At 43.7% G+C, this 19,704-nt stretch carries 20 protein-coding genes; 18 read left to right on the forward strand and 2 right to left on the reverse strand.

All coding sequences use genetic code 11. The annotated features are described in order from the left end of the window. Nucleotides 1-253: 253 nt before the first annotated feature. The 4 genes from GPM24_RS11915 (at nucleotide 254) to GPM24_RS11930 (ending at nucleotide 2,814) form a co-directional block, all read left to right on the forward strand. Nucleotides 254-634, forward strand: a complete 381-nt coding sequence (locus tag GPM24_RS11915) for a hypothetical protein (RefSeq protein ID WP_158826973.1) — start codon at nucleotides 254-256, stop codon at nucleotides 632-634. 30 nt (nucleotides 635-664) lie between these two features. Then, complete coding sequence (locus GPM24_RS11920; protein WP_158826974.1) at nucleotides 665-916, forward strand: hypothetical protein; 252 nt, start codon at nucleotides 665-667, stop codon at nucleotides 914-916. Nucleotides 917-1,044: 128 nt separating this feature from the next. Next, nucleotides 1,045-1,740, forward strand: a complete 696-nt coding sequence (locus GPM24_RS11925) for an SOS response-associated peptidase (protein ID WP_158826975.1) — start codon at nucleotides 1,045-1,047, stop codon at nucleotides 1,738-1,740. Nucleotides 1,741-1,806: 66 nt separating this feature from the next. Further along, nucleotides 1,807-2,814: an FRG domain-containing protein gene (locus tag GPM24_RS11930; protein ID WP_158826976.1), complete on the forward strand. Its 1,008-nt coding sequence runs from the start codon at nucleotides 1,807-1,809 to the stop codon at nucleotides 2,812-2,814. A gap of 10 nt (nucleotides 2,815-2,824) precedes the next feature. Here the strand turns inward: GPM24_RS11930 and GPM24_RS11935 are convergent, their stop codons facing one another. After that, nucleotides 2,825-5,821, reverse strand: coding sequence for a helix-hairpin-helix domain-containing protein (locus GPM24_RS11935; RefSeq protein WP_158826977.1), 2,997 nt, complete (start codon nucleotides 5,819-5,821; stop codon nucleotides 2,825-2,827). A gap of 4 nt (nucleotides 5,822-5,825) precedes the next feature. After that, the gene (locus tag GPM24_RS11940) at nucleotides 5,826-6,977 is read right to left on the reverse strand and encodes a DNA polymerase Y family protein (RefSeq protein ID WP_158826978.1); all 1,152 of its coding nucleotides are present in this window, start codon (nucleotides 6,975-6,977) and stop codon (nucleotides 5,826-5,828) included. 489 nt (nucleotides 6,978-7,466) lie between these two features. Here GPM24_RS11940 and GPM24_RS11945 point away from each other — a divergent pair, with 489 nt between their 5' ends. The 14 genes from GPM24_RS11945 to GPM24_RS12010 all read left to right on the forward strand — a co-directional run bounded on the left by GPM24_RS11945 (nucleotide 7,467) and on the right by GPM24_RS12010 (nucleotide 19,687). Further along, nucleotides 7,467-9,689: a heavy metal translocating P-type ATPase gene (locus GPM24_RS11945; protein ID WP_158826979.1), complete on the forward strand. Its 2,223-nt coding sequence runs from the start codon at nucleotides 7,467-7,469 to the stop codon at nucleotides 9,687-9,689. 31 nt (nucleotides 9,690-9,720) lie between these two features. Next, the gene (locus tag GPM24_RS11950; protein ID WP_158826980.1) at nucleotides 9,721-9,933 is read left to right on the forward strand and encodes a heavy-metal-associated domain-containing protein; all 213 of its coding nucleotides are present in this window, start codon (nucleotides 9,721-9,723) and stop codon (nucleotides 9,931-9,933) included. 131 nt (nucleotides 9,934-10,064) lie between these two features. After that, nucleotides 10,065-10,529, forward strand: coding sequence for an HYC_CC_PP family protein (locus tag GPM24_RS11955; RefSeq protein ID WP_158826981.1), 465 nt, complete (start codon nucleotides 10,065-10,067; stop codon nucleotides 10,527-10,529). A 73-nt stretch (nucleotides 10,530-10,602) separates the two neighbouring features. After that, nucleotides 10,603-11,166, forward strand: a complete 564-nt coding sequence (locus GPM24_RS11960; RefSeq protein ID WP_158826982.1) for a helix-turn-helix domain-containing protein — start codon at nucleotides 10,603-10,605, stop codon at nucleotides 11,164-11,166. A 25-nt stretch (nucleotides 11,167-11,191) separates the two neighbouring features. After that, the gene (locus tag GPM24_RS11965) at nucleotides 11,192-12,670 is read left to right on the forward strand and encodes a hypothetical protein (protein WP_158826983.1); all 1,479 of its coding nucleotides are present in this window, start codon (nucleotides 11,192-11,194) and stop codon (nucleotides 12,668-12,670) included. A gap of 21 nt (nucleotides 12,671-12,691) precedes the next feature. Then, nucleotides 12,692-13,108 (forward strand): DUF305 domain-containing protein, encoded by a 417-nt coding sequence (locus GPM24_RS11970; RefSeq protein WP_199269730.1) that lies wholly within the window; start codon nucleotides 12,692-12,694, stop codon nucleotides 13,106-13,108. Next, nucleotides 13,075-13,335, forward strand: coding sequence for a DUF305 domain-containing protein (locus GPM24_RS11975; RefSeq protein WP_158826984.1), 261 nt, complete (start codon nucleotides 13,075-13,077; stop codon nucleotides 13,333-13,335). The genes GPM24_RS11970 and GPM24_RS11975 overlap by 34 nt, the downstream gene beginning before the upstream one ends. Before the next feature lie 28 nt (nucleotides 13,336-13,363). Beyond that, nucleotides 13,364-13,981 carry a DUF305 domain-containing protein gene (locus GPM24_RS11980; protein WP_158826985.1) on the forward strand — a complete coding sequence of 206 codons (618 nt, stop codon included), beginning with the start codon at nucleotides 13,364-13,366 and terminating at the stop codon, nucleotides 13,979-13,981. Nucleotides 13,982-14,013: 32 nt separating this feature from the next. Further along, a complete protein-coding gene (locus tag GPM24_RS22420; protein ID WP_158826986.1) occupies nucleotides 14,014-14,349 on the forward strand; it encodes a four-helix bundle copper-binding protein in 336 nt (111 codons plus the stop codon). A 73-nt stretch (nucleotides 14,350-14,422) separates the two neighbouring features. After that, nucleotides 14,423-14,881 carry a DUF305 domain-containing protein gene (locus tag GPM24_RS11990; RefSeq protein WP_158826987.1) on the forward strand — a complete coding sequence of 153 codons (459 nt, stop codon included), beginning with the start codon at nucleotides 14,423-14,425 and terminating at the stop codon, nucleotides 14,879-14,881. A gap of 90 nt (nucleotides 14,882-14,971) precedes the next feature. Continuing rightward, nucleotides 14,972-16,222 (forward strand): type II restriction enzyme NmeDI-related protein, encoded by a 1,251-nt coding sequence (locus GPM24_RS11995; protein WP_158826988.1) that lies wholly within the window; start codon nucleotides 14,972-14,974, stop codon nucleotides 16,220-16,222. Nucleotides 16,223-16,441: 219 nt separating this feature from the next. Further along, entirely contained in the window at nucleotides 16,442-16,843 is a 402-nt protein-coding gene (locus GPM24_RS12000; RefSeq protein ID WP_439650776.1) for an HYC_CC_PP family protein, read from the forward strand. A gap of 127 nt (nucleotides 16,844-16,970) precedes the next feature. Next, entirely contained in the window at nucleotides 16,971-17,453 is a 483-nt protein-coding gene (locus tag GPM24_RS12005) for a DUF3347 domain-containing protein (protein ID WP_158826990.1), read from the forward strand. 41 nt (nucleotides 17,454-17,494) lie between these two features. After that, a complete protein-coding gene (locus GPM24_RS12010) occupies nucleotides 17,495-19,687 on the forward strand; it encodes a multicopper oxidase domain-containing protein (protein ID WP_199269731.1) in 2,193 nt (730 codons plus the stop codon). Nucleotides 19,688-19,704: the final 17 nt, after the last annotated feature.

Genomic DNA, 19,704 nt, shown 5'->3' on the forward strand with positions numbered 1-19,704 from the left:
TGTTTAAACACACTTTACAGAACGATGACAATTATTGTCAAAACAACACTTCATGTGATTCTGAATTAAATATTTTTCAAAATAATTGGTTTTACATTGTGTTTTTCATAATGAAAATCATCAACAGACTGCGCCCAATTTCCTTTACTCCGTAACTATAACTATAAATAAGGCTACCTGAAAACTATTTTTCAACACTGTTGATTATGCTAATATTTTTAGCATAATTTTAAGGTCCTTTTTTTTGTAAGATATGGCAAAGCAAAAATTCACTTTAATGAATGAACCGGGTGCTGATCCATCAGAAGTTATCAGCCTGAAAGAATTGGGATTTTACCTGAAAGTGTTACCGGATTACCTGCAAAAAGACAGCTATCCCGCTGATCATATCATTTTTATTGCTAAGTTTTTTGCAAAAACAATGAAAGGTGGATTAAACAAAGATTCATCGAAGGAAACTCATTTTCAACTGCTAAACCTGCACAGTGAGAAACGCCAGTTTTGGGATTATGATCTGTTTAAATCGGCTATAAGTTACTACTGCCATGAGCATTTAAACAAGAAGTACCATGAACTCGCTGTAATTATGAATGGCCGGTTAATCAAATGGGATGATGACCAGTACTTTGATTGAAATTATTTTTTTATTTTTAAAGGTATCATAATGGTGATTGACGGGAAAAAACCTTTTAGAATAGAACTGGAGGGTAAAATTTTGGAAGTAACCGAGCATTACATTGGTGAGGAACGAATTTTCAGGGTGTTATTTGAAGACAAACGAAAACCGCTCACGCTGGTGGTTGCGATGAACAGCCAGCATAAGAAATTCTGGACGTCGATGCCGCAGGGCCGGCAAGAAGAAGCCGAAAATATCGGACCGTTAATCGCTTGGTATTACAAGAATAATCAGAAATAAACATGTGTTATTACAACGGACAAAAGGTAACGAGAGCTGAGTTCATCAGGTTAAAAGACCTGGAAAAGGAAATACGGAGATATGATTTTCTTGATAAAGGTGTGATTTCGGGATTTAGTGATATCCCTGTGGCGGTACTCGTTCCCAATGAAGACCGAAGTAATTTTGAGATAGTGCAAATGGAATGGGGTATGTTACCGCCTTACCTGCAAAACCGCGAAGCCGTTCAAAAATTCCGTACGGGCTATAAAGACGCACAAGGTAAATGGCATACGGGTTATACTACACAAAATGCCAAAGCGGAAAACCTGTTTATCAGTGAACGAGGCGGAGCTTCTATGTTTGCGGATGCTGCGCGCCAGCGTCGATGTCTTGTGTTATCCACAGGATTTTTCGAATGGCGTCATGTGAACCGTTTAAATAAGAAAACGGGACAACCGTTAAAAGTAGCTGACAAATTCCCTTACTACATTAACGTTAAGAACCAAGACTATTTTTACATGGCAGGAATATGGCAGCCCTGGACGGACAAGGAAACCGGTGAGCATGTTAATACGTTAGCCATAACTACCACTTCGGCGAACTCGTTAATGGCACAAGTCCATAATTCAAAGCTCAGGATGCCTACGATTTTGAATGATGAACTGGCCTGGCAGTGGATGATGACGGACCTTGCCGACGAAAAAATACAAGAAATTGCTTTATCACAATTTCCAGCTAATGACATGTTCGCTTGCACAATAACAAAGGAGTTTCAGGCTATGCTGGACCCAACAGAGCCATATGAATATGCAGACCTTCCCGCGTTGGATCTAACGTTATAAAACCTACAATCTGTTTTATAACGTTTTATAGCGTTTCGCTTATCTTTGCGCCTCAAGTAAATTGTTATGATACCATTGCCGCAATATGTAGATCATGCTGAAAAAAAACAAAATTTTCAACTTCACTTAATTGAAACTGAGGAAGATTATGACGCATTTTACGCGTCTGCAAAGTCGCGAAAGGGATTATATCGCGGAATTGGAGATGCCGGTTATAAAATTTACACATCATTGCAGCGGCAGTGGATACAGAAAGAGCTTTCAGGCAATTACAACTTTGATGCTTTTGTCCGTAAATACCTGCTGGAAACTAAAAGCGATCCTTTACTTTCCAAATTTTTTGAAGCATTAAAGTTAAGCAAATCTTTCCCAGCACTTTTCAGCTTTCTTCAGCATTATGGTGCACCAACCACTTTACTTGATTTCACTGGCAATGTCGATGTAGCCCTTTATTTTGCGACTGAAAAACTGCCTGCATTTCATCCAGCTGGTAATATTTCAGATTATTTCAGCGTGTTCTTTATCGCTGAAGAGGATATTGAACTGTTATCCTATAATAAGGCCATTGAAGGCATCAAAAATATGCAGGAACAATGGTCTGGCTTTTTTCAGGGTGCTGATATGTTTGAACAATATATAGATCAATATATAGAAATGTCGACTGAAAAGATATTTCTGGTTGACCATCAACCGGAAAACATGACGGTTTACAACGCATTGAATAACGTGAATATCCTTGCACAGGGCGGATTGTTCATTTACAACGGTTATCCCGATAAACCATTGGAATTAGCATTAAGGGAATTTTTTAAAGACGCTGCCAGATTCCAGTATTCCATCCACGACGATTTGGTGGGTCCTGAATCTCAGGCTATCAATGACGAATATTTTAATGTTACGCTCCCACGCAATAGAGCTTTTCAGGAAAGATTGGAAAAGAATATAATTAACTCTTACGAGATCAACAAAACACTTTTACCCTATATACAGTCGAAAGGATTGTTAACTAAAGAAGAAATTTACCCCAACTTAAATGACAGAACCTGGAATATATTTGAAAGGTCTTTGAAATAATATCGTAACTTCAAGCAACCATCGCCTCATCACCACGGTAATTTAACAGTACTGATTTAGCTTTTTCAATACTTTGCCGGTCTTTGCGGTCTTTGACGGGAAGGATTTCGCAGCGTTCAACCTCCAAACTGCAAAAGCCAAACTCCTCGATGACTTTACCTTTAATGAGGTAACAGCCCCGGCCTTTGAAGGGGCTGTATTGAAAGGATTGCGGAAAATGCACCGTGTCAAACCAGTCACCGTTATGGTCCAGCCAGGCGGCGAAGTACATGGTTTGATTCTTAACCGTATGTACAGGTTTATCCGTCACAAAATTACCGATCATACGAACCGTCCTGCCCACGTGCTTTTTCAACTCTTTGGCCATGACGTCGCCCCGGTGATCGGTGCGCAGCAAATCGAACATATCCAGCGTCAAGGAGTAGCCCAGCAGTTCGATTTCATCATAAGCATCTTCAATCTCCGTCTGTTCCAGCTCCGGAGGCATGACAATATGCTTCTTACGAACGCCGAACAGCTGCAGCTGGCTGGTATCGGCAGTATTGGAAATATACTTGTGTACCTCCCAAAGCAGCACCTTTTTATTTTTGCCCGTAAAACGCAGGGCACCGACCCGGATCAGGATTTTGCATTGCTCCAGCGTAATTTTGGTACGGCGTACAAAATCTTCCAGATCCTGATAAGGGCCGTTTCGGAGCCGCTCGAGCGGAATATGCTCAATAAAGCTTTTTTCCAAATCTAAGATACCGGTGAATCCCAGCCAGGCATCCAAACCATGGATACAGACTTCGGCCTCGCTATGGTTCACACAAGGTAAATGGACATGGGCTCCAGCTTTCTGTAGTTCAAACACATACAGCCAACGGGCATAAAACCCACCGTAATTATTGAGTACGCCGACCATAAACTCCCGCGGATAGTAGGTCTTCAAATACAAACTTTGATAACTTTCCACAGCGAAGGATGCAGAATGCGCCTTGGAGAAACTGTACCCGGCAAAAGCGGACACCAGTTCCCATACCTTTTGCGACACCTCCGCAGGTCGCCCCATCCTTTGAGCCCCATCAAAGAAGTGGCTTTTGACCCGTTCCATTTCCTGAGGAGATCGCCATTTGCCGCTCATGCCGCGACGCAGCACATCCGCATCGCTACCCGACATACCGGCATAATGAATACAAACCTTCAGTACATCTTCCTGATAAACCATAATGCCAAAAGTTTCCTTCAGCAGTTCCTCCATCACCGGGTGCAGGTAGGTGGTTTTCGAGGGATCATGAAATCGGGCAATATAATCAGGCATGGATTTAGAGGTACCCGGCCTGATAAGTGAACTTGCTGCCACCAATCCAATATAAGTAGAACAGCAGAGTTTGAAAAGCAGCGACCGCATACCTGGACTTTCCGTATAAAAGCCGCCGATGGTATTCCCAATTTTGAAGTTGGCATTAATCTCCGGATCCTTCTTGAAACGCTCCACCGCGTGGATATCGATTTGAATACCATGGTTCCTTTCCACCATCTGAACGGTTGTTTTCAGATGCCCGATGCCGCGCTGGCTTAATATGTCAAATTTTTCATAGCCGATTTCTTCAGCGACGTACATATCCCATTGAACGGTGGGCAAGCCGACGGGCGGCATATCCAGCGCCGTGTAATAGGCGATCGGCTCTTCGGAGATCAGGACTCCGCCAGCGTGAATACTTCGGCCGTTAGGTATCTCGCCCATCAGGTTCATCAGTTGGATAATCTTTCGGTAATGCGGGTTACTGCAGTTCTGTAACTCCCGCGACGGATCGGTAAAACTGGTAATCTCGCTATCGGGCAACCCAAGTACCTTACCGAACTCCCGGATAACAGAGCGATGCTTAAAACTTACAAAGGTTCCCAGCAGCGCGGTATGCGCCGGACCATATTTGCGGAAAACGTAATCATGCATCTTTGGGCGGTCATCCCAGGAAAAGTCAATATCAAAATCCGGCGGGCTGGTACGCTGGTTATTAAGAAAACGTTCAAAGTACAGGTCGAGTTCAATAGGTTCCACATCGGTGATGAATAAACAATAAGCAACAATACTATTGCCGGCAGAGCCCCGTCCGATATGATAAAAGCCCATGTTTTTCCCAGCCCACACAAAATCATGGACTATGAGGTAATTGGCCATAAAGTCCAGTTGCTCGATAACGGCTAGCTCTGATTTGATCTTTTCAAGCGCCTGTTCGTTTTTTCCATAGCGGCTGTAATAGCCTTCCATGGTCAGGCGGTGCAGCATCTCCTTGTCCCCGGCACGGCTGCCGGTAAATATTTTCTTATTTTTAGGTGTTCCCAGCTCTACATCAATACTGCATGCGTCCAGAAGCCGCTGGGTATTGGTCGCTAAAAAGGGATAGTGTTCGTAGATTTTCAGCAACTGTGGTAACGGCAGCATATACTCACTGGACATGCAGCGCTGATCTTCAGGAACTTTGGTTAAGACCGTATTCAACGCCACCGCCCGCAGGTAATGGTGCAGGCGGATTTCCGCATAACTGTTGATCGTTACCGGTGCAAAGATGACCAGGTGCTCACGGATAGCTTTCAATGGTTTTCCCCAAAGCTTGTTCACATGGTGAGGCCGGATGCCGATGTATTCATGGTCTTGCAGGTTTTCCGGTGCCTTTTCCCAACTATAAATAAAACAGGCATTGGGAAGTTGCGGTGCCCGGACCGGTAAAGGTGCTTGATTGATTTGATGCCAAGACAGGAACTCGTTGAGTTCCCGAAAGCCTTCATGATTCCTCGCAATACCCGTATATAAAAACCGGTGATTGTTGTCCCGGAACTCCATACCTAACACCGGTTGAATACCTTTAGCACGGCAGGCACTGACAAAAGGCATGGCGGCGCTTGTGTTGTTAATGTCTGTTAAGGCCAGCTTTTCAATGCCATATTGCGCGGCAAGTGCGACAATCCTTTCAATAGATAATGTTCCGTAACGAAGGCTGTAATGACTGTGAACATTCAAGTACATAGCTTTATTTCAATGTTGAGGCCATAGTTAATGCCTGGTTACCGTACCTGCGCCATATTCTATCTATGGCTTCCTGCTGCCTGCTTTTATTTTTATCGGGATGTTCGAACAAATTAACCTGTTCGTAACCATACATAATTTTAGTCAGGGAAACCGCTACCAACCGGATCATTTTTCGTTTTTGCCAGAGAGCATCAAGAATCTGATGAGTTTTGCCAATCAGTAATTCATTGGTAGCAGTACAAGCTAACGCAGCTTGTTTGCTTACCGTTTCAAAGTCGGTATAAGTCAGCTTCACTTTAATGCAGGACGTCACCTTATTACCCAGCCTTAACTCATGAGCCATCTCCATCACCATGCGGGTCATCACGCGCCGTAAAAGGTCAGAGTTGATCGTATTTGGTTGGAACAACTGTTCCCGGTACAGTTCTTTAGTTTTTTTGTAAGGAATAAGCGGATTGTTATCTACCCCATGTGCCCGCTGCCATAGGATCTGACCGGGCTTGCCGAAGACTTCTTCCAGGGTTTCCAGCTGGATTTGCGCCAGGGTGCCTATACGTTCGGCTCCCATCTGCTCCAGTGCAGCCCCGGTCTTTTCGCCTATACCCGGTATTTTGTAAACAGAAAGCGGGTTAAGAAAGGGTTGTATTTCCGGTTCCTCCACCACGAGGGAACCCAGCGGCTGAGCTTCAAAGGTGGCAATACGCGAAACAGTCTTGTTGACTGACAAACCAAATGACACACCAAGGCCGGTTTCATTTTTTATAAATCGCTGGAGTTCGCTGCTCCATTGCAGGCACCCGTGAAAACGGTCCATACCGGTCATATCAATATAATGTTCCTGCATGGTGCTCTTTTCCAGCAAGGGTGCTTGCTCCAGCATAACTTCCGTCGCGGTGTCAGAGTATTTGCTGTACTCATCTTCATTACCACGGATCATGACGGCATCCCGGCAGAACTGCCTGACGATCTTTGTCGGTAAACCCGGCCTGACACCATAGCGCCGGGCTTCAGGACTGCAGGCTGTCACAATCCCCCGTTCACTGCTCCCCGCAATAACTACAGGTTTTCCATTTAAATTCCTGTTTTTGAGCAACTCCACGGCTAAAGGCAGGTTGTCAAGGTTGATGTGTACAATACGCAAATTCTTATCCATAAAACTGTGATTTTGGAACATCTAAATTATGCTAATATTTTTAGTATAATTATTAGTGTTGACAAATAAATTTCAGGATAGTTTGCCTGTAATAAGGAATCGGAGCTTGACGTTGTCAAGACGTTATCGTGAAATCAAAGAGGTTTAGGTTCTTGCAGCGGGAAATAAATTAGAAAAAAAGTCAATTGTTTTAAATCAGACAACTATGATCTTACAGGTGTAGCCATTGCTTCAACCAGCGTAGTATTAGTCTGCATGTATTACGAATTTAACGTTGATTATACAGTATCGAAATCAATTGAACATAATGGTGGCAATGTTCAATATGCTCGAATTTGCAGCTATAAATGTCCTTTTGTGGATTTAATTTATGCCTATAAGACAACGTAGTAAAGAGAGTAGAATAACTAAATTTTATAAAATTTAACCGAAATCTTATAACGCCTAGGCTGGTGGTGCATGGTAGTTTTGCAGTGTAATAAAAATACTATGTACTCAGACACACAAACGCTTACTTTCCCCGTGACCGGCATGACCTGCGCTGGTTGTGCTGCAAGCGTTGAATCCATGATCAGTTCTCAGCAAGGTGTAGAAAAAGCTGAGGTAAATTATGCCAGTCAGTCCGTTAAAGTCGCTTTTCATCCCGAAATCATAAAGCCTTCTGAGTTTCAAAAAGCTGTTCAATCTGTTGGTTATGATCTCATTCTAGATACTGAAAATGGTAAAGCCTTGCAGGAAGAGGCACAGCAAACGCATTATCAGCATTTAAAAACAAAACTTCTTTGGGCGGCTGCCTTAACAGTACCGGTCGTTTTGCTCGGTATGTTTTTCATGGACCTGCCTTACGCCAACTATTGCATGTTAGCCTTAACTGCACCTGTTTTGTTCATTTTTGGCCGCAACTTTTTTGTGGGTGCTTGGAAGCAGGCGCGTCACGCCAGAGCCAACATGGATACGCTTGTTGCACTTTCCACCGGCATTGCGTTTCTCTTTAGTCTCTTCAATACCCTATATCCCGAATTTTGGCATAAGCGAGGATTACATGCGCACGTTTATTACGAGGCTGCTGCTGTAGTTATCGTCTTTATTCTGCTCGGCAAACTTTTAGAGGAAAGGGCTAAGTCCAACACCTCATCTGCTATTAAGAAGCTGATCGGCTTACAGCCCAAAACCGTGTTGTTGGTCACCCCTTCGGGCGAGCAGGAAACGCCTATCGCCGACGTTCAGATTGGTGATCGGATTTTGGTGCGTTCAGGCGAAAAGATCCCGGTAGACGGAACGCTGTACGATGGTCATTCATTTGTCGATGAAAGCATGATTTCCGGGGAACCGGTTGCGGTTGAAAAAAAGTCAGGTGATTCGGTTTTTGCGGGCACCATCAATCAAAAAGGAAGCTTTCGCTTTACCGCTGAAAAGGTCGGCGGCGCAACACTGCTGGCGCAGATCATCCAACTGGTGCAGGATGCACAGGGCTCTAAAGCGCCTGTTCAGAAGCTGGTCGACAAGATCGCTGGTATATTTGTACCGGTGGTGATGGGCATTGCGTTCGTCACTTTAGTGATATGGCTGATTTTCGGCGGGCATCATGCTTTCATCCAGGGTTTGCTGGCCATGGTAACTGTACTGGTGATTGCTTGCCCATGTGCTTTAGGCTTGGCAACGCCAACCGCTTTGATGGTAGGCATTGGTAAAGGCGCAGAAAATGGTATCCTGATCAAAGATGCAGAAGCCCTGGAACAAGGGCATCAAGTCAATGCCATTATCCTTGACAAGACGGGAACTTTAACTGAGGGCAAGCCAGTGGTGACAGACCTTATCTGGACCACTGAACTTTTAGCAACGGAAAACCTACGAGCAATTTTCCGCGAAATAGAAAAGCAATCGGAACATCCCTTAGCCAGCGCAATCGTAGAATATTTTCCAAACGAAAGGACGCTGGTACAAATTGAAAGCTTCGAAAGCTTAACTGGTCAGGGGGTAAAAGCAAAGTTCCAAGGAAAGCTCTATCAGGCTGGCAACCATAAAATGGTTGAGCAAAACGGGCTCGCCATACCTGCCGACTTACAAAGCTGGATACCTGAACTTTTGTCGAAAGCAAAAACGATCATTTATTTTGGTGATGACCGAAATGTACTTTGTATTGTGGCGATCACCGATCAAATAAAGGCTACGTCTGCTAATGCGGTCAAAGCCCTAAAAAGGCAGGGCATAGCGGTTTACATGCTTACTGGTGATAATGCGGCGACCGCTGCGGCCATCGCCCGTGAAGCCGGTATCGACCATTTCCAAGCCGATGTCTTACCTTCGGGTAAAGCAGAATTTGTAAAAACCTTGCAGGCACAGGGAAAAACCGTAGCCATGATAGGTGATGGTATCAACGACAGCCAGGCACTGGCACAGGCCAATGTTTCTATCGCCATGGGAAAAGGATCAGATATCGCCATGGATGTGGCGGGACTGACCTTGGTGTCCTCAGACCTGCTTCAGGTGCCCAAAGCATTAAAGCTGTCCCGACTGACGGTGCAAACCATTCGTCAAAACCTGTTCTGGGCATTCATTTACAACCTGATTGGTATTCCGCTTGCCGCCGGCATCTTGTACCCTTTTAATGGGTTCTTATTAAACCCGATGATTGCAGGTGCGGCTATGGCATTAAGTTCGGTTTCTGTCGTCAGCAACAGTCTTCGCCTGAAATGGGCAAAACTCAATTAATTCGCATTATTTAACAGATTTATTATAAAACATGGAAACTTTAAAATTCAAAACCAATATCAAATGTGGCGGCTGTATTGCAGCTGTCACTCCTTCCTTAAACAATTTACAGGGCATTGAAAAATGGGATGTAGATACCTCAAGCCCTGATAAAATATTAACCATGCAGACGGAATGCAGTCTTTCTGCAGACCAGGTAATTAGCGTTTTGAAGGAAAAAGGTTATAACGCAGAAAAAATTTAAAAAGTGAGCCCTGCCTGCTAAAGGCACGCAGGGCTCTTACTAGTTGTTGAAGTATCAGATGTTTGTTTTATAGTGGAATTACTTTTTCAATTAACTTCAACAATTGTAACATTTCTGTGTAGTACTTATAAATGAGGAAAGTAGGTGCGATAAGTCTGGCCGCGTTCTACCTGTTGTTAACGACAGGTGCGTTCGCCTGCCTGCTGCATTGCACCGAGACCTTTCTCTTCACCACGGCGAAAATGTCTGCGTCCCAGCTTGCGGAAACTCATGCTGAGGATGCCGATCATCATGATAAACAAGATAAGCCAGGCACACACAACGCAGATCATCACAAGGAAAAGGATGATTGCGGCCCTGGTAAGGATTGCAAATGCTGTAACAAACATGGAATGTATGTTGTGAAGGAGAATGTTAATTCTTCTTTTGAGTTCGCGGCAACTGCCCTTGCTATGGCTTTAAACCCTACTCCGCACACCGATTTTTTGTTTACACCTGAATTTTCTAACGAATTGGTAACATGGCCACACGCGACAGGGCCGCCGGAGAATTCTCAGCCGCCGATTTATATTAAAATCAGATCTCTCCTTATTTGATTCAAGCTTTCGCTGCATTTCCCTATAGCAGCCTGACAACTTATTGTCTTTACTTCTTAGCTTGAATTAACACATGACATTACATATTAAAAATATGGTTTGCGACCGTTGCATAATGGTTGTGCGCCAGCAATTGGAAAACCTCGGTTTAGGGGTTTCAGATATCACCCTTGGTACCGTTGAGGTACACCCCGAGCCAGGTGAAGACCAGCTTGACCGCCTCGCATCGGCCTTAAAACTTCTTGGATTTGAACTCATCAATAAAGATAAAGACAAGCTCGTTGAGCGGATTAAAACTATCATTATTGAACTGGTACATCACAGTGACCTGAGTGAGCCTAACATGAACATTATGCGGGTCATCGCTGACCGCCTGAATAGGGAATATGCCTACCTGAGCCGTCTCTTTTCAGAAAATGAGGATATCACGATCGAAAAATTCATCATTCAGCAAAAAGTAGAAAAGGTCAAGGAACTGCTCGAATACGGTGATCTGAACCTGAATGAAATTGCCTACAAAATGGGCTATAGCAGCAGTGCTCATCTGTCAGCCCAGTTTAAGAACATAACCGGCCTTTCGCCCAGCCAATACCGGGCAGCGGAAAAGCAGGAGCGCAAACCGTTAGATAAAATTTAAATCATCTTCTAGAAATCACTTACCTATGAAATACAAGATTTTAATTATGGCCATCCTGTTGTCTGGGTGGAACCTTGTTGTGCAGGCACAGCAAAAAATGAATATGAGTGATTCGTCCATGAAGCATATGCATATGGACACGACCCGAAAAGAAAAAGCGAAAAAGCCGGTAAAAATGGATCATGCTAAAATGGGAGCAGGAACCCGGCATGATAGCACCGCTATGAAAGGTATGCACATGGATCATGCTATGGATGGCATGGATATGAGCAGCATGGACATGAACGGAATGCCTATGATGTCTAACTCGCAATCTAGAAACCTGCCCATGAACCGAAGTGGCTCGGGTACGAGCTGGCTTCCCGATGCCTCCCCGATGTATGGAATCATGCTTAAAGGCGGCAAATGGAATTACATGCTTCACGGCAATATCGATGTGCGCTATACAAAGCAAGACCTTTTTGATAAAGGCAGCCATGGGGGTGACAAGTTCGACGCTCCCAACTGGTTCATGGGTATGGCGCAGCGTCAGGTTGGCAAAAACGGGCTTCTTCATCTTAACCTAATGATGTCACTTGACCCAATAACCGAGGGTGGCGGAGGTTACCCCTTACTGTTCCAGTCTGGTGAAAGTTGGAAAGGATCACCACTCATTGATCACCAGCACCCGCATGACCTGTTCAGTGAATTGTCTGCCAGCTATTCCTATGCGTTTTCTAGACGAACTGACCTAAGTGTTTATGTTGGCTATCCTGGCGAACCCGCTTTAGGGCCGGTTGCCTTTATGCACCGGCCTTCTGCTATGGGAAACCCTGATGCACCGATCAGTCATCACTGGTCAGACGCTACACACATCACCTTCGGCGTTGCTACGATTGGCTTTCGTTTTGACCAGTTTAAAATTGAAGCATCGTCTTTTACCGGGAGAGAGCCTAACGAAAACCGGTACAATTTCGATAAGCCGAAATTTGACTCCTGGAGTACCCGCTTAAATTACAATCCTTCTGCAAACTGGGCCTTGCAGGTTTCCCATGGCTTTATCAAAAGTCCGGAAGAGCTCAACCCCGAGGAAAATGTTTACCGGACCACGGCTTCCGCCGTTTACAGTTTGCCGTTCGGTGATGAAAGAACCTTCAACGCTACAGCCTTATGGGGATTGAATAAATCCCCTGATCAACAAGGGGATAATTCGGCGTTGTTAGAGGCTGACGTAAGAATAAAAAAACTGGAATTGTATACCCGCTACGAATTTGTCCAGAAAACCACAGAAGAATTGGTGCTTAACCCATTGACCTATGGAAATGATACGATCTTTCCTGTTAATGGGATCACCCTGGGTATTAATTATGATGACATGCGTTTAGGCCCTGTCAACCTTGCTGCTGGCGGGCAGTTGACCTACTACGGAGCAGATCAGCGTCTGAACAGCTTATATGGTAGTAATCCTATGGCCGGACAAGTCTTTTTACGGTTGTATCCCCGCTTGATGAAAATGAAAATGTAAAACCTTCAATACAAAAATCTTATGAAAAATTCAATGTTAATCATCCCTTTTATTGCGCTAGGCGCAATGGGATTCACTGCTGATGTTAGCGAGAACACCTATTTAAAGCCATCAACTACAGCTATTCAAAAAATGCAGGATGATCCGTTAATGGCTGCTATGAACAAAATGATGAAAGAAATGCATGCACAGCAAATGAAAGGTAATACAGATCTTGATTTTGCAAAAATGCTCCGCATCCATCATCAGGGCGCTCTAGATATGGCAAAAGTGGAAGTTGAGCAAGGAAAAGACGCTGTCATGAAAAATATAGCGCAAAAAATAATCGATTCGCAAACTAAGGAGGCTGCTCAGCTAGATCAATTAATCCCGACCCTCCAAAGCGATGCAAAAAATACGACCCTATGCGCAAGACTTCCGGCGCTGGAAAAGCGATGAGCGACGGCATGATGCGTATGATGAAGATGGGCAACATGTCCATGTCTTCTATTGATCACGAATTTGCCGATATGATGACGAAGCACCACAAAGACGGGATCATGATGTCAAAAAATATTTTGGCTTATTGTAAAAATCCCAAACTGCGGTCAATGGCACAGAAAGGCATACCGGAACAAACCAAAGACATCAGTAAAATGACAACCTGGATGAAATCACATCAATAACTATACTGGTAACTCAAATAAAACTCTTATGAACTATGTAATTAAACTTCTGCTGGCACTCGTAATAGCTAGCGTATTTACCGCCTGTAAAAAGGATAATGATAAAATCAAGATTCAGTCCCATGACCAGAATCAAATGATGGGCATTATGCACCAGATGATGGCCAAGATGGATACAATGAAGATGACCAAAGATCCGGACAATGATTTTGCGATGATGATGCGCATGCATCACCAGGGTGCAATAGACATGGCCAACCTGGAACTCAAAAGCGGTAGTGATGCTACGATGAAACAAATGGCTCAGTCAATTATTACAAGCCAGCAGGCGGAAATCACGCAGTTAACCGCATTTTTGAAGTCGCATACGGCGCACTTGAATGATCCTGATTTTGATATGATGATCATGGACAATATGTCCAAATCAGGTAAGCAAGCTGACCTGCAGATTATCAACGGAGATATTGACCACGATTTTGCCATCTTGATGATTGGCCACCATCAAAGCGCTGTAGAGAATTCACGGCTGGAATTGCTTCACGGACAGGAGACCAGCATGAAAATCATGGCTACCAATATAATTGACGCACAACTGAAAGAAATAGATCAGTTTCAAAACTGGCTTTTAGTGCGAGGCAATAAATAATGCATTAGATATCTAACTATAATATATCGGTTATGTCACATCAACAATTTCAAACATGCATCGATGCCTGCATAGCATGTGCAGCAGGCTGTAATCACTGTGCTACATCCTGTCTTCAGGAAGAAGATGTTAAAATGATGACTCTGTGTATTCAGCTCGATTTAGAATGTGCCGCTATTTGTCGTGCGGCTGCAGAAGTCATGACATTGGGCAGCGGGTATAGCACTCATCTCTGCCGTATTTGTGCTGACGTATGCAAAGCTTGTGCTGATGAATGCGCCAAGCATGACATGGAACACTGTCAAGCCTGTGCTGAAGCTTGCCGAAAATGCGCTGAAGCTTGTGAGCAAATGGCAACAGCAGTTTAGAATAATAAAGCAGTAGCTATAGGGCCAAATTAGTTCTTATAGCTGCTTTAAATAAATCTTGAATCTAAAAATCATGGAGAATTCAAATTATAAAAAGTTTGGCATTATGCTCGTCATTTCTTTCTTGCTGATGTATGCCATTATGTTTCTCAACGTGGACGAGGCTGATCATGTATATATTAACATGACCCGATTTTATATGACCATATTGATGATTTGTGCTATGGCTATATTGATGGTGGCGATGATGTCAATGATGTATCCGAATAAAAGAAAGAACGCAGTCATCATTACTTCAAGCATCGTAGTATTTGTGCTGGCCTTTTTTGGCGTTCATAAGCAGGTGGGCATTGGTGATGTGCAATACATGAAAGGAATGATACCACATCACTCCATCGCCATTATGACGAGTGAAAATGCGCATATTAAAGATGCACGTGTAAGAAAGCTGGCAGATGGTATTATCAAAACGCAGAAAAAAGAAATAGCCGAGATGAAGGCTATGATCGACAGTTTGCAGAACAACAGGTAGGCCAAAAGCTTACCTGTTTCCTTGTGAAATCCGCTCAGATTAGTCTGTATAATAGGTATAATTCCCGTATTTTAGCTTACTAATTAAAGTATGAGCGAGCATTTACTATCTATTATTCATCAGTATAAGAACGATAAAGAATCGGTTTACAATACCTGGTTTATCAATAATGAGGAACGGCTGAAAGCTTTTCGTTCTATAAGGCGTGGGGTCCAACAGGTTATTGAGGACATTAAAAATAAAAAGTTCGCCAATGACTTTAAAGGCACTTCACTTGAATTCGTGTTAACGTGCATTACTGAGCAAAAGCAGGTGTTTGAAGGCGCATCTCATCCTTTTTACTGGAAACCAAAATTACGCATCCCTGATATTTACGAGAATCAGGATAATAAGGTCGCATTTGGTCAATTTTTAGAAAACTGTCTGAATGCAAAAAATGAAGAGCAATTGATTCGCGAGATCATGCACTTGGACTCGTTGAAAATCAAAGGCCTCGGCCCAGCCATGGCCAGCATCCTTTACTTTTTGCATCCCACCTTGATTCCTCCTTTTAATACAGCGATCATAAACGGATTTAACTACCTTTTCAAAGACAAAAAAAAGCTGGGCAGCTGGAGCGAATACCTCAAAATCAGAGAGGTAATTATGGATATGAACCGTAAACATTGCAATGAGCTTTCTTTGGATACAGGTGCATTTGCAGGCTTGCTGTTTGAAATTGGCATGCAAAAGCTCCTGTTGGGCAAGGATGAATATTTATCTGAGATAGAACGAAACCGGCTCGAGAAACTGATCGAGAAGCGCCATAAAGAAAAAAGCAAAGAAACCGAAGATGAGCATTTGCATAATGAGATGCAATATCATCTCCTGAAGATCGGGCAGGCACTGGGCTACGATGTGATTGCTGCTTCTAATGACCGCTCAAAATCATGGAACGGCCATAAGTTCTCCTTTATTTCATTACAAGAGTTCCCAAACCTTAAGCTGGATAAGGAAGTGCTAAATACCATTAAATTGATTGACGTGCTTTGGTTCGAAAAAGGCACATCAAAAGTCATAGCAGCTTTTGAAGTGGAAAAGAGCACTAGTATTTATTCCGGCATTCTGCGGCTATCGGATCTGAGTTTTAGTGTGGCGAATTCGGAAGAAGTTTTTTATCTGGTTGTTCCGGATAATCGGGAGAAAGATGTGGTCATGCAGCTTTCTCGTCCCTCGATTAAAAGGGCTAATGTCCAAATGAAATATATTTGCTTCTCTGAGCTACGGCAGCATTGTGACGCTTTGTGCAAATTTGGCGATGACCATTCAATTATGAAGAAGATAGCTCGTGAGGTGGTCTAGACTATACTGGGCAAATTTTTTTAAGAACTGTATAGCATCTTGATTTTCCGTCCGTAAGAAGCTTTCCAGCTATGTGTACATCAGCATCTAAAAAGGAATGTTGTTATCACTTCAATTTTCAGGCGAACTGAGATATAGAAGTAACTAAAAAACGGTAAAATATAAAAAGAAGCGAAAATTATATAAGCTGCTCTCCGTTATATTTATAACATTTGTACTGTGATTAAAAAGCTGCTCATAACCTTTTTAGCCGTGTTGTACCTGGGAGTTTCTTCCGGTGCTACATTGCATTATCAGTACTGCATGGGCAGACTGATCAAGGTTACGCTATGGCACGGTGATAGTAAGAAATGCCGCACCTGCGGAATGGAGCGTCAGGCTAAGCTTACTAAAAAATGCTGCACCGATAAGCATCAGCAGCTAAAATCTGAGAAAAGCAGTTCAATCTCCCATAGCCAGCTTTCCTTAGGAACAAGTGCGGTCATCCTTCCATCTGTTCCGTTTTTCGGCGTAGTTTCATCCCCTTTTGTGCCACTAATGGTTCAATATCCAGTAAGCCAGGCACCTCCTTTGAGCCTGGGTGTGGCTGTATTCCTGCGTAATTGCATTTTCCGTATCTGATCTTACTCTGATTTCTTCAGCTCTGAAGAATGTGGTAACCTTTTGGTTTCCCCTTAATACGCAACTTCTTTACTCTATAGTTCTCTGCTTAGACAGAACTCATAATTACTTATAACTATTTAAAATCATGAAAAAGATTCAAATTCTCGTATGCGCCGTAATTGCGCTATTATCATTCTCTCAAGTTAAAGCACAAACTGCCCCTTCAAAGGATGCTATTCTTTCTGCCTATTACGGGGTGAAGAATGCGCTTATCACCAGTAACGCCGCCACTACCAACGCCAAGGCCAAAGAATTCCAAACCGCAGTAAACGCGGTTCCGGCTGATCAATTGACTGAGGAGCAAAAAGATAAATTATTGTTTGATGCCCGTCATATAGGGGAAAGCAATGATATCGCTCATCAGCGGGAACATTTTGCAAACCTGTCGCAAAACCTGTATGCACTGGTAAAAGCAGGTAAGTTTAATTCCTCGCCGATCTATCGTGATTACTGCCCAATGAAAAAATCTTATTGGTTGAGCGAATCAGCAGCTATTAAAAATCCTTATTACGGAAATCAAATGTTAACCTGTGGCGAGGTAAAAGAAACTTTACCAGCAGCGAAATAAATATATGGGCCGGAGCGCTAGCTTCGGCCTATCACTGTAGGATGAAGAAGTTAATTTTATTTATTGTTCCTTTTCTGCTTTTTAAAGTAGCCATTGCCCAGCACCCTATGATGACTATGGGCGCTACCAACAAGAGCAAACATCTTCCGCTTTATACTAAGGTTGGGAATCGGGAGATTTATCATCTGTACATTAATGATACCACTGTAAATTATACCGGTAAGAAAACAACTGGGATGGCTATTAACGGCAGTATTCCTGCGCCAACACTAAATTTTACCGAGGGTGATACTGCTGAAATATATGTCCACAATGAAATGATGATGGAAACATCCATTCACTGGCACGGGTTAATTCTGCCTAACCGTTACGATGGAGTTTCCTACTTAACCACGTCCCCCATAGAAGCGGGACAAACCCATTTATTCAAGTTTCCTCTGGTGCAGCATGGCACCTACTGGTATCATTCCCATACCATGACCCAGGAGCAAAGCGGGTTATATGGTGCTTTTATCATTCATGAGCGCCAGCCTTCTCCTATGAAGGAATATACGTTGGTGCTGAGTGACTGGACCAATGAGAATCCTGAGCAGGTGCAGCGCCGGTTGCACAATGCATCTGATTGGTACGCAATCAGAAAAGGCAGTACCCAGAATTACTTGCAGGCCATTCAAACCGGCCATTTGAAAACAAAGCTGACCAACGAATGGAAAAGGATGACGGCCATGGATGTGAGCGATGTTTATTACGACCGCTTCTTCAGCAATGGTAAACCAGAAAATGCAGCACCTCAATTCAAGGCGGGCGATCAGGTAAGGCTGAGGGTAATCAATGGCAGTTCGTCCACTTATTTCTGGCTGGGCTGGGCAGGCGGTAAGCTGAAAGTTGTAGCTAATGACGGGGAGGATGTGCAGCCGGTGGATGTAGACCGTATGATAGTTGGTGTGGCGGAAACATATGATGTGGTGGTGACTATTCCTGCCGATGGTAGCTATGAATTCCTGGCCACCCCGGAAGATCGGACGAAATACACTTCACTTTGGTTAGGCGACGGCCAAAAACATCCGGCAAAGAAACTACCAAAACTAACCTATTTCGACGGCATGAAAATGATGAATGACATGATGGACATGCAGGGAAATATGAAAGAGATGAAGGGCATGGTAATGACTAACCAGGTCATGGATATGAATACCGTGATGTACCAGGAGCTCTCAGAAGGTGAATCTCCTGTTACTCTTAATTACGGTATGCTGAAAGCTATTCACCCGACAACCCTGCCCACTGGTCCAACCAAGGTCCTCAATTTCGAACTAACGGGAAACATGAATCGCTATGTCTGGTCGATCAACAATAAAACAGTCTCGGAAACAGACAAAATATTGATCAAACAGGGCGAGAACGTTCGCATCATTCTCTACAATAACACCATGATGCGCCACCCCATGCACCTGCACGGACACTTTTTTCGTGTGCTAAACGGACAGGGTGAATACTCGCCTTTGAAAAATACCTTGGACATTATGCCGATGGAGCGGGATACCATCGAGTTTCGCGCAACGGAAAGCGGGGACTGGTTCTTTCACTGCCATATTCTTTACCACATGATGAGCGGTATGGGACGCATATTCAGCTACGAGAATTCTCCGGCCAACCCCGAGGTACCCGACCCAGTTGCAGGGTTCAAAAAGGTAGCTGCTGACGACCGCAAGTTTTATGCGTCCGCAAAATTAGGACTGGAAACTAACGGCAGTGATGGCAACGCTGTGTTAGCTAATACCCGCTGGAAGTTTTCTACCATGTGGCACCTCGGAATAAACGATACAAAAGGCTACGAAAGTGAAACGATGTTCGGACGTTACTTTGGCCGTATGCAATGGCTCTATGCCTACGCTGGGTTCGATTACCATTATAAAAAGACGGACGAGCAGGAGAAAAACCTATTCGGGCAGATCAGTAATAAAAATAATCGTCATACGGTTGTCGCTGGTCTGGCCTACACGTTGCCCATGCTATTTGTGGCTGATGCCCGTATAGACGGTAATGGCAAATTAAGATTTCAGCTAGGCCGTGACGACATTGCTCTGACAAGCCGTTTAAGGTTCTCTATCGTGGGAAATACAGATAAAGAATATAGTATAGGGCTTAGGTATATTGTGAATAAGAATTTTTCCGTGTCCAGCCATTACGACAGTGATATGGGACTAGGGGCGGGTTTAACACTGACCTATTAAACAACGTCTGTAATGAA

The organism is Mucilaginibacter lacusdianchii (assembly GCF_009770985.1).
Classification (GTDB): domain Bacteria; phylum Bacteroidota; class Bacteroidia; order Sphingobacteriales; family Sphingobacteriaceae; genus Mucilaginibacter; species Mucilaginibacter lacusdianchii.

Bases quoted from the DNA above. Each gene is read 5' to 3' on its own strand.
- GPM24_RS11915 (WP_158826973.1), top strand. From the start codon at position 254: ATGGCAAAGCAAAAATTCACTTTAATGAATGAACCGGGTGCTGATCCA.
- GPM24_RS11920 (WP_158826974.1), top strand. From the start codon at position 665: ATGGTGATTGACGGGAAAAAACCTTTTAGAATAGAACTGGAGGGTAAA.
- GPM24_RS11930 (WP_158826976.1), top strand. From the start codon at position 1,807: ATGATACCATTGCCGCAATATGTAGATCATGCTGAAAAAAAACAAAAT.
- GPM24_RS11935 (WP_158826977.1), bottom strand. From the start codon at position 5,821: ATGTACTTGAATGTTCACAGTCATTACAGCCTTCGTTACGGAACATTA.
- GPM24_RS11940 (WP_158826978.1), bottom strand. From the start codon at position 6,977: ATGGATAAGAATTTGCGTATTGTACACATCAACCTTGACAACCTGCCT.
- GPM24_RS11945 (WP_158826979.1), top strand. From the start codon at position 7,467: ATGTACTCAGACACACAAACGCTTACTTTCCCCGTGACCGGCATGACC.
- GPM24_RS11950 (WP_158826980.1), top strand. From the start codon at position 9,721: ATGGAAACTTTAAAATTCAAAACCAATATCAAATGTGGCGGCTGTATT.
- GPM24_RS11955 (WP_158826981.1), top strand. From the start codon at position 10,065: ATGAGGAAAGTAGGTGCGATAAGTCTGGCCGCGTTCTACCTGTTGTTA.
- GPM24_RS11960 (WP_158826982.1), top strand. From the start codon at position 10,603: ATGACATTACATATTAAAAATATGGTTTGCGACCGTTGCATAATGGTT.
- GPM24_RS11965 (WP_158826983.1), top strand. From the start codon at position 11,192: ATGAAATACAAGATTTTAATTATGGCCATCCTGTTGTCTGGGTGGAAC.
- GPM24_RS11970 (WP_199269730.1), top strand. From the start codon at position 12,692: ATGAAAAATTCAATGTTAATCATCCCTTTTATTGCGCTAGGCGCAATG.
- GPM24_RS11975 (WP_158826984.1), top strand. From the start codon at position 13,075: ATGCGCAAGACTTCCGGCGCTGGAAAAGCGATGAGCGACGGCATGATG.
- GPM24_RS11980 (WP_158826985.1), top strand. From the start codon at position 13,364: ATGAACTATGTAATTAAACTTCTGCTGGCACTCGTAATAGCTAGCGTA.
- GPM24_RS22420 (WP_158826986.1), top strand. From the start codon at position 14,014: ATGTCACATCAACAATTTCAAACATGCATCGATGCCTGCATAGCATGT.
- GPM24_RS11990 (WP_158826987.1), top strand. From the start codon at position 14,423: ATGGAGAATTCAAATTATAAAAAGTTTGGCATTATGCTCGTCATTTCT.
- GPM24_RS11995 (WP_158826988.1), top strand. From the start codon at position 14,972: ATGAGCGAGCATTTACTATCTATTATTCATCAGTATAAGAACGATAAA.
- GPM24_RS12005 (WP_158826990.1), top strand. From the start codon at position 16,971: ATGAAAAAGATTCAAATTCTCGTATGCGCCGTAATTGCGCTATTATCA.
- GPM24_RS12010 (WP_199269731.1), top strand. From the start codon at position 17,495: ATGAAGAAGTTAATTTTATTTATTGTTCCTTTTCTGCTTTTTAAAGTA.